Origin of the sequence: Yinghuangia soli (assembly GCF_021502675.1) — a bacterium.
GTDB classification, from domain to species: Bacteria; Actinomycetota; Actinomycetes; order Streptomycetales; family Streptomycetaceae; genus Yinghuangia; species Yinghuangia soli.
On the sequence record NZ_JAKFHA010000018.1, the window covers coordinates 111,807 to 124,707 of the forward strand.

Here is a 12,901-nt window from a genome sequence, read left to right on the forward strand (position 1 = left end):
CCTGCCTTGCCTCTGGTCCGCGGCTGCGCGGAGACGGATCATGGAAAGCGGGGGTCGACCCTGACCGCAGGAGGCACGTCATGGGACAGGCACGCGAGGCCATGGACCGCCTCACCGAGGCGATGACGACAACCAGGAGCGCCGGCGCCATCGCGGAGTGCTTCGCACCGGACGCAGTGGCCAGCACGCCGGACGGCGAGTTCCGCGGCCGCGACGCGATCGCCGACTACATGGCCGGCTTCGCCGTCGCCGTACCGGACAGCGAATTCGACCACGAGCACCGGTACGAGGCAGGCGACACCGCCGTCGACGAAGGCTGGCTCCACGGCACCAACACCGGCCCGCTGACCATGCCGGACGGCACCACCCTCGCACCCACCGGCAGGCCCATCCGCATCCACGGCTGCGACATCGCCACCGCCGAGGACGGCCGGATCGTCGACTACCGGCTCTACTTCGACCAGCTGGCCTTCCTCGAACAACTCGGCCTCGCTCCTGCAGCGGGCTGACGCTCAGTACTGCCGGGCCAAACCCGGACCGAGGGCGGCCGGGCGCAGCCGGGCTGAGCCGGGCCGGGCCGGTTGCAGACGCTTCCAACCGAGCCCGGCCGACACCACCGCGCCCGTCGCGCCGGTACGGGACCCCGAGCGCGCGTGTTCGACCTGAACGCCGAGCGCCGAGCGGACGCCCTCCGCACCCACGCGGACCCGCACGCTTGGCCGACGTTCGGACCGACGTTTCGCCCGTATATATGATGTAATCAACCGCTTCGGCGTGGCTCCCCGCCCGTCCGGCAGCAAGCACGTAGGCTCACTGGCCCGCGGCGGTCAGGCCCGCACGGTGTGCCAGACAAGGTTGGTTCGATGCCGAATCGAGTCCACGCTTCCCCGCACCACGCAGAACCGGCGCCGCCCGCATCGCCGCCACCGACCCTCCCCCGCACCGTCCAGCCACCCGCCAATTCACCCACCAAGTCACCTGCCGAGGACGGACGGTGAGCGGCGGCAGCGCCTGGGCAGGCGCCGCAGCAGCCGTCGCGACGGCCGGATACGCGCTGTGCTCGCGCCGGTTGACGACCACCCCGATCACGTCGGCCATGCTTTTCACCGGCATCGGCCTGCTGATCGGCCCCCTCGCTCTCGGCCTCATCGACCTCGCCCACGACGCAGGACCCGTCCTGGCCTTGGTCGAAGCCACCTTGACCGTCGTGCTGTTCACCGACGCGATGACCGTGCGTCGCAGCGACCTGCGTACCGAAGGGTTCGTCCCCCTGCGGCTGCTGACGATCGGGCTGCTGCTCACCATCGGCGCAGGCTGGCTGCTGGCCTGGCCGCTGCTGCCCGGCCTGACCGTGTGGGAACTGGCCCTGGTCGGCGTGATCCTGGCCCCGACCGATGCCGCACTGGGCAAGACCTCGATCGCCGACCCGCGGGTCCCCCGGCTGGTACGCCACGGCCTGAAAGTCGAAAGCGGCCTGAACGACGGCATGGTCCTGCCGTTCTTCGTCCTCTTCCTCGCCGGCGTACCCGGCACCGCAGCTGCCGAGGAAGGCGCCGCCGGGACCTTCTGGCGCGCACTCGTCCTCAGCACCGCCATCGGCGCGGCGGTCGGCCTGGTCGGCGGGACACTGCTGCCGCGCGCACAAGCCGCGCGGTGGGCAACCACCGGATGGGCGCAGGTGTTCATCCTCGCGGTCGCGGCCGCCGCGTACTTCCCGGCTGTCGCGGTCGACGGCAGCGGCTTCATCGCCGCATGGGTCGGCGGCTTCGCGTTCGCCGCAGCCATGCGCCGCACCACCCCGCGCGACCGCGAGCCCCGCCCCGATCCGACGGCGACCGCCGAGTTCGCGGAACGACTCGGCGAACTCCTCACCGCGGTGAGCTTCCTGGTCTTCGGCGCCGTCCTGCTCGGCCCGGCCCTGCAGGACCTGACCTGGCGCATCGTGCTGTACGCCCTGCTCAGCCTCACCGTCGTCCGCATCATCCCGGTCGCCCTGTCCCTCCTGGGCACAGGGCTGCGCCTGCCCACCGTCCTGTACGCGGGCTGGTTCGGGCCGCGCGGCCTGGCCTCGATCGTCTTCGCGCTGCTCGTCGTCGAGGAAGGCGTCCCCGGCGTGGAACTCCTCGGCCAGGTGGTCGCCGTCACCGTCGGGCTGAGCGTCCTCCTGCACGGACTCACCGCCATCCCCCTCGCCACCCGCTACAGCACCTGGCACGCCCACACCGCCCGAACCACCCCCACCCTGCGCGAAGGCGCCCCCGAACCGACCCCCGAACAAGACGACAGGCCGCAGCGCCCTCACCCGGCGGACGACTGAAAACACCGGCCGCATCGCCACCCCGCACCATCGGCCGCCCCCCAGACATGACGGACGCCGAGTGGGCGCTGCTCGAACCGCTGCTACCGGTCCCGGCCTGCGAGACGCAGGCCGGGACCGGCCGGAGAAGCACCCGCGCCGCGAAGTCGTCGCCGCGATCCACTACGTCGTCGACACCGGCTGCAAATGGCGGGCGCTGCCCAGGGACTTCCCGCCGCCGCGGCCGTCAGCCGGGCCTCGCGCGGCTACGACGCGGCGAAGAAGATCAACGGACGCAAGCGGCACCTGATCGTCGACACCCACGGCCTGCTGCTATTCGTCGTGGTCACCCCGCCGACACCCCCGACCGCGTCGCGGCCAAGGAAGTCCTCTTCCGGCTCCGGCTGATGCACCCCGAGATCTCGATCTGCTGGGCCGACTCCGCCTACGGCGGACATCTGGTCCACTGGTCCAGGAAGTGGCTCGGGCTGACCCTGAAGACCGTCAACCGGCCCAAAGAACAGGTCGGGTTCGTGGCCCTGCCCCGCCGCTGGGTCGTAGGGAGAAGCCTGGCCTGGATCATGCACGCTCGCCCCCACGCGCGGGACTACGAACGCCTCGTCCAACACGCCGAGAGCCTGCTGACGCTCGCGGCGATCACGCTGATGACCAGGTGCCTGACCCGGCGGCGCAAGACCCGCACCGCCAGCCCGGCGTCCCTGCTCCAGCCCAAGGCCGCCTGATCACCCGTCACCGTCGGGCCTCAGGAGTGGCGCCGGATCCTCGGCGACTAGGCGAACTGGTCCTTCCCGTGCCGGGTGTCAGCGGCTGAGGTCGAACACGCTCCACTCGATGAACGGATCGGCCTGGACGTAGATCCTGCTTCCCCGGGCGACGATCCGCCGGGGGCCGGGTGCAGAGCCGTCGGGCAGGGTGAGCAGGGCGACGTCCGTAGGCTCGACGGACGTTCCGGTGATCTCCGCGTAGGCGAGCCGGTTTCGGTTCCCGCCGTAGCCGCCGTAGAAGGCGACGCGCTCGCCGTGGACGGCCACCGCGTGGGCACCGCCGATGCGGTTCGCCCATATCTTGACGGGCTGGTCGGCGCGGTCGGGGCGTATCTCGACCAGCGGGAAGTCCGTGTAGGGGCACGCCCAGGCGGCGGTGCCCGACACGTTCAGGGCGTAGCAGTCGAAGAGTCCGGGGATGCCGGCGCCGTCGGAGGTCCAGGCGAGTCGGCCCGTGGCGCTCCAGCGGCGGATCCCGATGGGGTTCTCGTCGAAGTGCCCGACCCAGATACGGCCGGTCTCGTCGACGAGCAGGTGCTCGATGGCGTCCCCGACGGAGAACGACGCGGTCTCCCGACCGAGCGCGTCGAAGACCTGGACCTGGTCCCCGTCCTCGAACCGCCGGGCCCGCGGCGCGGCGACGACGAACCCGCCGTCGGGCAGGCGGTCCAGCTGCGGCCAGCGGGCCCGCACGGCACTCAGCTCGGTGAGTTCGACGCTGCCGCCCGGATCGACGGAGACAACCAGCGCGTCGAACGGCAGGACGTCGCCACCAGGCTGGGGAGCGTGTTCGGCAAGCAGCCAGTGCGCGGCGCCGAAGACGTCGACGGTACTGGTCAGGACGTGGTGGTCGTGGTGCGCCCGGGGAAGGCGGGCATAGGGCATGAGGGCAGTCTTCTGCACGAGTGGGCTCTCCTGGCTAGGCGGTCACGGCATCGGTCGGTCGCTGCGGTAAGCGGCGATCGGCGGCGCGCGAGCGGTGGAGAGCGGAACGGGGCACCTAGAGGGCACGGCCCTTTCTGGTTGTCATGAGGTGATCATCGTCGGTATCCCGATCCCATGACAAACCCTTTCGGCGTACCACCCTCATTGATCGACGAAGCCGTCCAGGTCGGCCCCAATGAGGGCTGCCCTCGTCGCGAAACGGGGAATTCGAAGGGCTCGTGAGGGCTGCAGCTCGGCTGCGCTCCACGGCGGGGTTCAGACACAGACACTGATGCACCCCGAGATCTCGATCTGCTGGGCCGACTCCGCCTACTGGTCCACTGGTCCAGGAAGTGGCTCGGGCTGACGCTGAAGGCCGTCAACCGGCCCAAAGAACAGGTCGGGTTCGTCGTCCTGCCGCGTTGGGTGGTCGAGAGGTCCCTGGCCTGGATCATGCATGCCCGCCGCCACGCCCGGGGCTACGAACGCCTCGTCCAACACGCCGAGTCGCTGCTGACGCTCGCGGCAATCACGCTGATGACCCGGCGCCTGACCCGACGGCGCAAGACCCGCACCGCCGGCTCGGAGGCCGTCCTTCAGCGCGAGGCCGCGTGATCAGCCTCCGCCGTCGGGCCTCGCACCACCGAACCGGTCCGGCTGGCGCCCCGCCTCGATGTTGATCCACAGCACAGCCAGTTCGATCTGCCCCGGGCCCCGCTTCTTCGCCGCAGCCAAGACCTCGGCGGTCATGCCCTTCGGGCCTCGCGTCATCGCGCGGGCGGGGAGTCGAGCTGAAAACCTTCGGACTCCTGCTTCATCACCGCGAAGGCCGACCTGCTGCGGTTGATCAGCTGGTCGTGGTGTCCGATATCGCGCACGAGCGTCGGATAGCCCCACAAAGCGCGGACGTACGCCGTCGGGTCGAGCTCCGCGAAACCCCAGTTGGCCGGAAGCCGAGGATCCACCACCTCGAAGATTCCCAGCGGTTTCCAATTGGGTTTGCCGGTGTCGTCGATCACCAGGACACCCAACCCGGATGCCCACAGGGCCATGGCGTGTACGTAGTACTCGCGGCCCAATGTGATGTTGAACCTGGCTTCTGGGCGGTTCCCCGAGAGCCGCAGGAATTCGGCGGGGGCGTCAGCGCCCGTCGTACCGACACACAACACCTTCATGACCCGCGTCTCCCTGGCGTTTTCCTGGACGCGGGTGACCGCGTCACGATGCTACGGGGTACCTCGAACAGGTTCCAGCAACTCATGGGGAGCCAACGACGGGACTGCCTCAGCCAAGGCACGTCGCCGCCACCAGCGCCGCAGCAGCCACCGCCTCGCCGCCGTAGTGCCGCCCGCGCCCGCCCGCGACGCGGTCCAATGCCTCACGCACCAAGGCCACCGCGCCGTCCGAATCTGCCGCACCCACCACATCGACCAAGTCCGCGGCGCTGTCGCTGTCGAACGGGCCCGTCCCCCATGAACCCACGGCTGTTCCCTTCAAGATCACTCGGCTGGCACGAGACCGTACCGCCGACGTCCGACGCAGCCATGGGAAGCCCGAATCAGCCTGGACGTCGTACGTGCGCCGGGGCCGCCGTCGGCGTTCGCGGCGTCCTCGGCGGTGCTCCACGTCGCCTCCGGCGGGGTCACGCCGCGACCGCTGCCCTCGTCCGACGAACTCGACGAGGCGACCTGCAAGGTCGTGCACGGCTTGGCTGATCTAGCTGCAGCCACCTGGCGATGGGGCAACCTCAGCATGATGCTCAGCCCGTACAACCTCCCCGCTGATCGAGCGGCATGCAGGCGGTACGCCGGACTGGCCGAGTAGTGTGTGCCGGCGCCGCTCGGGAGGGCGGCGCCGGGAACGCCGGATCGTGACGGTCGCGTTGTTCCGGGTTCCGGGCGTCTGCACTGGGGAGCGAATGAGGCGCACGCCGATTCCGAGGAACGTGGCGGTGGTTGCCGCCGTGGTTGCGGTTCTTGCCTCCTGCGGGGCCGAGAAGTCCAAGCCGGTCCACGCCTACGACGTCGCCGACGTCCGGACCGACCGCGGCCCTGTCGAGACGCGCTTCCCCGAGCTGGGCACGCTTGCCGAGGTGACCTGGATCGGCTCGGCATGGGGCTCCGTCCCAGGGCGCGTCGACGTCCCCGGGCCGACGGACGTCAGGGTCGTCGGTGTGGCAACGCTGTCTCCAGGCGACCTGGACAGGCTCGCCGGCCGGTATGCCTGGGCCACGTGCGGCGTCACCCCCGGCAACGTTCCCAAGCCGCTGGTCGCAGCCGTGGGCAAGAGCAGCACGTGGTGCGAGGACGAGGCGCTTGTGCGGCAGGTCGATGCGGATTCGTCGTGGTCGCTGCTGCTCGACAAGGCGCGTGGTGTCGTCTACTTCGACTCCACCAACATGTAGGGGCGGCGCGCCGAGGCCGGGGGCGGGTGAGGGGTCGGGCTTTGCGTTACTGCGCCGCAGGGCCGGGGGCCGGGGGGATGAGTGCTGCCATCACGTCGGGTGGCAGTGACGGGTTCGCGGCTGCGGATTCCGCTGCCTCCCGGTCGGGGTCGGCGAGGAGTACGACGATGGTGTCCGGCGGCAGGGCCGGATGGCCGGCGGCGTGGCGCCGGGCTTTTGCGTCCCCGAGGTATACGAGCAGTGCCGTGCCGGTCGCCTGCGGGTGGCAGGCGATCGCCTTGAGTGCCTTGCGGGACGGCGGATTCTGCAGGGCCAAGGTCTCCAGAAGACCGGACGGGGTCTCCCGGTTCGCGGCGACCATGGCGGCGACCTGCGGGCCGTAGCGTTCGACCATGCTCCGCAGCCGGGACGGCGCCAGGCCGGGGTGCCCGGCGATCGACTTGAGGACTTTCGCGTCCCGGTCCTCCGCGAGCGCATCGCGGATCACGTCCGGGAGGTCCCGGCGTTCGGCCAGGAGCATGCGGACCTCCGGGACCGGCGACCCGGCCAGCTCGGCGATCTCGTCCGGCGCGGCGGCGGCAATCCGCGGCAGCAGCGTAGGCCCGATCCGGCAGCACACGGCCAACTCCGCGAGCACGTCGAGCGGCACCCGCGGATTGTGCGCCAACCGGCGCTGCACATCGTGTCCCCGGTCGGCGGCCAGCATCCGCATCACGGCAGCGTCGATCCCCGGATTCTGAGCAAGAGCGCCGCGTACGCCCGGAACCGGGTCCTCGGCCAGCCGGACCGCGGCCTCCTGCGGCAGGTCGGGGCGTTCCGCCAGCGCCTGCCGCAGCCACGCCGACGGGTGGTCCGCGTACCCGAGCAGTACGTCGGTCGGCGTCGCGGGATTCTCCATCGCCCGCGACACGGTGACGCGGACGGTGGACTCGTGCGATCCGTCGCACGCCGCTCCCGGCGGCAGCGTGCAGTCGGGCCGCGGGCAGTACGGATCGTGCACGAGCGGCGTGTCCTCAACGTCGCACACCAGGCACGCCTCCGCAGGCGGCAGCCCTTCGCCGGTGACCAGCACGGCCAGCACCTGCGGCGGCGTCGCCGGGTTGCACGCCAGCGCGGAGCGGACCTCGGCATGCAGGTGCTGCGCCAGGCGCACCGCCAGGTCCGCGTCCGCCCACAGGGCCAGTTCGGCGACGACCGCGACCACCGGGTCGGCGGCGAGCACGTCCTGCACATCGCCGGGAAGCCCCGGGCAGGCGGCCAATGTCTCCCGGCGCGCCGGGTCCGGGTGCCGGGCGAACCACCTTGCCCAGTCCGGGGCGCCGCAGCCCTCGTCCAGCATCGCGAGTGCCGTGTCCGGCCGCGTACAAGGATCCACGTCGGCGACGGACAGGTGTCGGGAGCGCGCGAGCTGCGCACCGATCTGGTCGGCGATCCGGGTTGCGATCGAGTCTGCGGTCGGGTCTGCAGTGGGGTCTGCGGTCTTGTCGGTGGTCTTGTCGGTGGTCTTGTCGGTGGTCTTGTCGGTGGTCTTGTCGGTGGTCTCGTCGGTGGTCGGGCCGGTGGTCGGGCCGACGAGTGCGTCGGCACGACCCGGTGCTTCGGGATCGGCGGCGCCGATCGCTGCGGCGCGTGCCAGCAGCGCCAGGACCTGTTCGCGGTCGAGGTCCGCACGGGCGGCGAGCGTCAGCGCTGTATCGGCGTCCGCGACCGCGATCAGAGCCAGGAGCAGCCGGGGCGGCAGCGCCTCGTTGGCGGCCAGGCCGTGCAGGACGTCAGTCCTGGTGCGGTCGCTGCGCCCGTTGCCGTCTGCGCCGTCTGCATCCACAGGACGACATCCTGCCTGCGGGCCGGGCCCGGTGGCCTGCGCTTTTCGGCGTCCGGTTGTGCTGCGCCCGTTGCCCATGCCCGAGCCCCCTCGTGGCTTCGTGGCCGGGAATCGAGGCAAACACAGGCGCGGATCGGTCTGGCCGACGCCGGGCAGGGCCGGGTGTCGGCGGCCTGTCGGTGCGGGAGAAAAAAGAAATCGGGAAAAGATCGCCCCGGGGTGTCGATCCGGCCGGGTCCCGTTCGTCGTCATGGTGTGCGGCACCCGCCGCACGAGGAACAGGACAGCACGGCCGGGGCATCTCACCCGGTTCTCGACCGCCCGGTCGAGAACCACGATCGATCACTGATCACTGATCGCCTGAGACGCGCCGGCCCGCGGGTCGGCAGATCCGCGGAACCGACAGGAGCAGGACCGTGAAGTACATGCTGCTGATCAACGCCGGATCGGCGGACGCCGACGGCGGCGCCGCCGAATGCACCGTCGAGGACTGGATGGCGTACGACAAGGAGGTCAAGGACGCGGGCATCTTCGTGTCCGGCGAGTCGCTCGCCGACCTGGTCACCGCCACGACCGTGCGCGTCGCCGCGGACGGCAAGCGGTCCGTGACCGACGGCCCGTTCGCCGAGACGCGCGAGGTCCTGGGCGGGTTCTACGTCATCGACGTGCCCGACCTGGATGTCGCTCTGGACTGGGCCGCCCGCTGCCCCGGCGCCCTGGGCACCGGCAACATCGTGGTCCGCCCGATCGCCGACTTCGGGGACTGACATGTCGGACGGCACGACCGCAGGAGCCGGCGCGACGGGCCGTCCCGCGTACTCAACCCGTCACGATCCCGATCGGGGCCGCGACGACCGCCCGGGCGGACCGGACCGGTCTGCTCGTCCCGCCCGTACCGGCAGCCTCGACGGCCCGGACGGGCGGGATCCGGCCGGGCGCGCCGGGTCGGGAGCAGGGGCCGGGGGTGCCCCGGACCCTCGGCGGGGCCGGGCGGCCGACCGATCTGCCGGCCCGGGGCCTGGCGGGTCACCTGGCAGGCCGCCCGGCCGCCCCTCGCCGCCCCCGGGCACCGGGGACGCAGCTTCCTCGGGACCGGACACGCCCCATGACACCGGCGACCACCCGTACGACCACGACGACGTCCACGCGCACGATCCCGTGGACAGGCCTGACGCCGATCAGGACGGGCTTGGGGAGGGGTGCGAGGACGGTCGCGAACCGGCGGACGACGAGCTCGAGGCTCGTCCGACCGGCAAGCCCGGTCGCCCCGGCCACTACGGCCAATCCGGAGAGCCCGAACAGCCCGGAGAGCGCGCGGAGTCACGAGAGCCCGGGGAGTCAGCAGGGTCTGGAGCACCCGCCGAGCCCAGCCCGACCCGGCAGGCCGTCGAGTCGGTGTTCCGTGAGGAACGCGGCCGGCTCCTCGCCTCCCTCGTTCGCCGCTTCGGAGATTTGGACCTGGCCGAGGAAGCCGCGTCCGAGGCCGTCGAGGCCGCGCTGCGGACCTGGCCCGCCGACGGAGTCCCGTCGCGCCCCGGCGCCTGGCTGCTCACCACCGCCCGCCGCAAGGCGGTCGACCGGCTGCGCCGCGACCAGGCGTACGCCGCACGGCTGGCCGTCCTGCAGGTCGAGGCGGACCGCGCCGACCCGGCGCCGCCCGCCGGTACCGACGGCGGCCTCCCGGACGACCGCCTGCAGCTGTTCTTCACGTGCGCGCACCCGGCGCTCGCGGAGGAGGACCGCATCGCGCTGACGCTGCGCTGCCTGGCCGGCTTGACCACGCCGGAGGTGGCCCGGGCGTTCCTCGTGCCGACTGCCACGATGGCCCAGCGGATCGTGCGCGCGAAGAAGAAGATCCGCGAGGCCCGCATCCCGTTCCGCGTCCCCGGCGCGGACGAACTCCCCGACCGGCTCCCCGGCGTCCTCCAGGTCGTCTACGCGGTCTTCACCGAGGGGTACGCCGCCAGTTCGGGCCCCGAACTGCAGCGCCTCGACCTGGCCGAGGAAGCCCTGCGCCTGGCGCGCATCCTGCACCGGCTGCTGCCCGCCGAACGCGAAGTCTCCGGGCTCCTCGCGCTCATGCTCCTCACCCACGCCCGGCGCGACGCCCGCACCACCGAGGACGGCGCCCTGGCCATGCTCGACGAGCAGGACCGCACCCGCTGGGACCGCACGATGATCACCGAGGGGCAGCAGCTGACCGTCGCCGCGCTCACCGGCGGCCCGCCCGGCCCGTACGGCGTGCAGGCCGCGATCGCCGCGCTGCACGACGAGGCGGACGGCGTCGCCTCGACCGACTGGCCGCAGATCGTCGCCCTCTACGACGTGCTCACCGCCCTGACCCCGTCCCCGGTCGTCGCCCTCAACCGCGCCGCGGCCGTGGCCATGCGCGACGGACCCGGCGCCGGCCTCGCACTCCTCGACGAACTCGCCGGGGAACCGCAGTTGCGCGCCTACCACCCGTACCAGGCGGCCCGCGCCGACCTGCTCAGCCGCCTCGGCCGCCGCGACGACGCCGCAGCCGCATACCGCGAGGCCCTCGCCCTGGCCGGCACGGAACCCGAACGGGCCTACCTGCGCCGCCGCCTCGACGCCCTGCACTGACGGCCCATCCGCACCACCGCAGGCCCCGACACCGCCCCGACACCGCCCCGACACCGCCCCGACACCACTGTGCCCCGACATCGCACGGACACCGAACCGGCGCCGGACGTATCGCGCCGGACGTACCGCGCCCCCCGCGGTACGCCGCACCCGTTCGTCCCGTCCGGCACATCACCCAGGAGGACCGATCCCCATGCCCCACAACACCGCATCCGCAGCCGCTTCGGCTTCCGTTTCTGCGCCCGCACCGGGGCAGCCGATCGACACGACGTTCACCGGCGCGATCACCAAGGACGGCACCAGCGGCTGGGCGTGCGTGGTGATGCCCGGCTCCCGCGACTTCTTCGGCACCGGCAAGGCCGTCAAGATCGCCGGCACCGTCGACGGACACCCGTTCCAGGCGACGATGCTCCCGGTCGGCGGCGGAACGCACATGCTCCCGCTGAAGGCCGCCCTGCGAAAGACCCTCGGCAAGGAACCGGGAGACACCGTCACCATCCGCCTGGAACGCCGCTTCACCTGAGAACCCGAGACCCCGCGTCCTTGAGAAGCCGCGTCGGCACTTCACATTCTCGGCCGTCGCGTCGCCGACCGGGCCCGGATGGCCGTCCACGACCCGGAGGAGCCCTGACGACCCGAACACGGAAATCCGCACCCGGAGTGCGCGCACCGACGCTCCCCGAGCCGGACACCGCGGCGCGGCCTCGGTGTACCGCTTTCCGGTCCGATACTCGCCAGGGGCAGACCGCTTCCCACGGGCGGGGCGCCCCATCCAGGCGCTTGCGCCGAGGCGGTATCGTGCCGCCGGGTCCTGGCGGATGACCAGAACCCGGCGACGAAGGGGGAGTCGGATGTCCACGGGCAGTTTTGCCGAGGCCTGTGCGACCGGCGACTCGGCGGCGGTGAACCAGGCGCTGCAGGACGGAGCGATACTCGGGCCGCTCGACGGTTCCGGGGTCACGCCGCTGCATCTGGCGGCGGCGGCCAGGTCCGCCGAGGTCGTTGCGGCCCTGCTGGGAGCGGGCGCGGACCCGAGTGCGGCGACGACCCAGGAAGCCGTCACCGAACGCTGGTTCGCCGACGGGGGCGAGGCCGTGTTCCTCGCCGGCTCCACGCCGCTGCACGTCGCCGTGGACAGCCTCACGATGGGCAGCATCCCGGACCCTGCCGTCGTACGGCTCCTCATCGACGCGGGTGCCGACCTCGGCGCTGTGGACTCCGACGACGACACCCCGCTCGGGGTCTGCTTCCAGTGCCTGACCTTCGACGAAGCCCTGACGCTGGCGCAGACCGAGTGCATCCGGCTGCTGCTGGCGGCCGGCGCAAATCCGAACATCGCCCTGTCGCCCACGCAGACGCCGCTGGCCCTCGTCGAGGGGGACTCCGAGCGCACGCGGGTGCTGCGCGAACTGCTGTGGGACGCCGGCGCGGTGCCGCCACCGCCGGCCGGCGGCCCTGGCGAGCGCGTCATCGAACAGCTCGGACGACTCGGCGGGCAGGTGCCCGACCAGTTCGCGCCGATCGACTGGGTTGTCGCCACACCGGCCGGCAAGAGACAGGTGCCCGAGTGGGCGCAGCGGCTCTTCGCCGTCGCCTTCACGACCGGCGACGTCCGCGTCGACGACTACTCCGATGCCGTCGTCAGCTTCTACGGCACAGAGATCGAGAACGGGTACTTCCGCGAGCAGCGCGCCTGGTACGGCATCGGCCAGAAGGGCGACTACCACTGGTACATCGCCGACCTGGACGAGCAGTGCACGGACGACCCGACGATCCACCGCCTCGACATGGAGGGCGGGGACGACGCCCTCGGCGACGGGCGCGGGCTCATCCAGGAGCTGGCCGGGATGAAGGTCGTCACGCGAAGGCCAGGTGCGCGGTGAGTACGGCCATGTCCTCGCCGGTGGGGTGGAAGCAGCTGCGAAGGCTGTCGGCCCCGGCCGCCACAACATCGGGATGAAACCGAGGCTGACAGGTCGAACAGCAAGCTGAGAAGGGGCGGCGCGACACCGTTCGGCGGTCGCCGAGCGCATTGCCGCCCCTCACGTGACCGCGCTTCACAT

General features: G+C 71.8%; 14 protein-coding genes and 1 pseudogene. 10 read left to right on the forward strand and 5 right to left on the reverse strand.

Going from position 1 to position 12,901, the window contains the following annotated elements; all coding sequences use genetic code 11:
• The first annotated feature begins 80 nt into the window (after positions 1-80).
• The 3 genes and pseudogenes from LZ495_RS26750 to LZ495_RS26760 form a co-directional block, all read left to right on the forward strand.
• Positions 81-509, forward strand: coding sequence for an ester cyclase (locus LZ495_RS26750; protein ID WP_235055450.1), 429 nt, complete (start codon positions 81-83; stop codon positions 507-509).
• A gap of 485 nt (positions 510-994) precedes the next feature.
• A complete protein-coding gene (locus tag LZ495_RS26755; RefSeq protein WP_235055451.1) occupies positions 995-2,317 on the forward strand; it encodes a cation:proton antiporter in 1,323 nt (440 codons plus the stop codon).
• A 47-nt stretch (positions 2,318-2,364) separates the two neighbouring features.
• Positions 2,365-2,994 (forward strand): annotated as a pseudogene (locus tag LZ495_RS26760) (transposase); the annotation flags it as partial.
• A 123-nt stretch (positions 2,995-3,117) separates the two neighbouring features.
• Here LZ495_RS26760 and LZ495_RS26765 read toward each other — a convergent pair.
• Positions 3,118-3,984, reverse strand: a complete 867-nt coding sequence (locus tag LZ495_RS26765; protein WP_235055452.1) for a hypothetical protein — start codon at positions 3,982-3,984, stop codon at positions 3,118-3,120.
• Between the two features lie 447 nt (positions 3,985-4,431).
• Here LZ495_RS26765 and LZ495_RS45370 point away from each other — a divergent pair, with 447 nt between their 5' ends.
• A complete protein-coding gene (locus LZ495_RS45370) occupies positions 4,432-4,620 on the forward strand; it encodes a hypothetical protein (RefSeq protein ID WP_372498653.1) in 189 nt (62 codons plus the stop codon).
• On the opposite strand, the gene LZ495_RS44200 is transcribed toward LZ495_RS45370, so the two are convergent.
• From LZ495_RS44200 to LZ495_RS26780, 3 genes are all read right to left on the reverse strand, one after another.
• Positions 4,621-4,755: a hypothetical protein gene (locus tag LZ495_RS44200; RefSeq protein ID WP_268823384.1), complete on the reverse strand. Its 135-nt coding sequence runs from the start codon at positions 4,753-4,755 to the stop codon at positions 4,621-4,623.
• 17 nt (positions 4,756-4,772) lie between these two features.
• Positions 4,773-5,180, reverse strand: a complete 408-nt coding sequence (locus LZ495_RS26775) for a hypothetical protein (protein ID WP_235055453.1) — start codon at positions 5,178-5,180, stop codon at positions 4,773-4,775.
• 109 nt (positions 5,181-5,289) lie between these two features.
• Positions 5,290-5,487, reverse strand: a complete 198-nt coding sequence (locus LZ495_RS26780) for a DUF4259 domain-containing protein (RefSeq protein ID WP_235055454.1) — start codon at positions 5,485-5,487, stop codon at positions 5,290-5,292.
• Between the two features lie 135 nt (positions 5,488-5,622).
• Here LZ495_RS26780 and LZ495_RS26785 point away from each other — a divergent pair, with 135 nt between their 5' ends.
• Together LZ495_RS26785 and LZ495_RS26790 are read left to right on the forward strand one after the other, a co-directional pair.
• Positions 5,623-5,829: a hypothetical protein gene (locus LZ495_RS26785; protein ID WP_235055455.1), complete on the forward strand. Its 207-nt coding sequence runs from the start codon at positions 5,623-5,625 to the stop codon at positions 5,827-5,829.
• A 127-nt stretch (positions 5,830-5,956) separates the two neighbouring features.
• The gene (locus LZ495_RS26790; RefSeq protein ID WP_235055456.1) at positions 5,957-6,409 is read left to right on the forward strand and encodes a hypothetical protein; all 453 of its coding nucleotides are present in this window, start codon (positions 5,957-5,959) and stop codon (positions 6,407-6,409) included.
• Between the two features lie 46 nt (positions 6,410-6,455).
• Here LZ495_RS26790 and LZ495_RS26795 read toward each other — a convergent pair whose 3' ends face one another.
• Entirely contained in the window at positions 6,456-8,234 is a 1,779-nt protein-coding gene (locus LZ495_RS26795) for a hypothetical protein (RefSeq protein ID WP_235055457.1), read from the reverse strand.
• Between the two features lie 416 nt (positions 8,235-8,650).
• Here LZ495_RS26795 and LZ495_RS26800 point away from each other — a divergent pair, with 416 nt between their 5' ends.
• The 4 genes from LZ495_RS26800 to LZ495_RS26815 all read left to right on the forward strand — a co-directional run bounded on the left by LZ495_RS26800 (position 8,651) and on the right by LZ495_RS26815 (position 12,721).
• The gene (locus LZ495_RS26800; RefSeq protein WP_308268648.1) at positions 8,651-9,001 is read left to right on the forward strand and encodes a YciI family protein; all 351 of its coding nucleotides are present in this window, start codon (positions 8,651-8,653) and stop codon (positions 8,999-9,001) included.
• Positions 9,002-9,629: 628 nt separating this feature from the next.
• Entirely contained in the window at positions 9,630-10,838 is a 1,209-nt protein-coding gene (locus tag LZ495_RS26805; RefSeq protein ID WP_235055458.1) for an RNA polymerase sigma factor, read from the forward strand.
• 193 nt (positions 10,839-11,031) lie between these two features.
• Entirely contained in the window at positions 11,032-11,361 is a 330-nt protein-coding gene (locus tag LZ495_RS26810; protein WP_235055459.1) for a DUF1905 domain-containing protein, read from the forward strand.
• Positions 11,362-11,689: 328 nt separating this feature from the next.
• Positions 11,690-12,721 (forward strand): ankyrin repeat domain-containing protein, encoded by a 1,032-nt coding sequence (locus tag LZ495_RS26815; RefSeq protein ID WP_235055460.1) that lies wholly within the window; start codon positions 11,690-11,692, stop codon positions 12,719-12,721.
• Positions 12,722-12,901 lie beyond the last annotated feature (180 nt).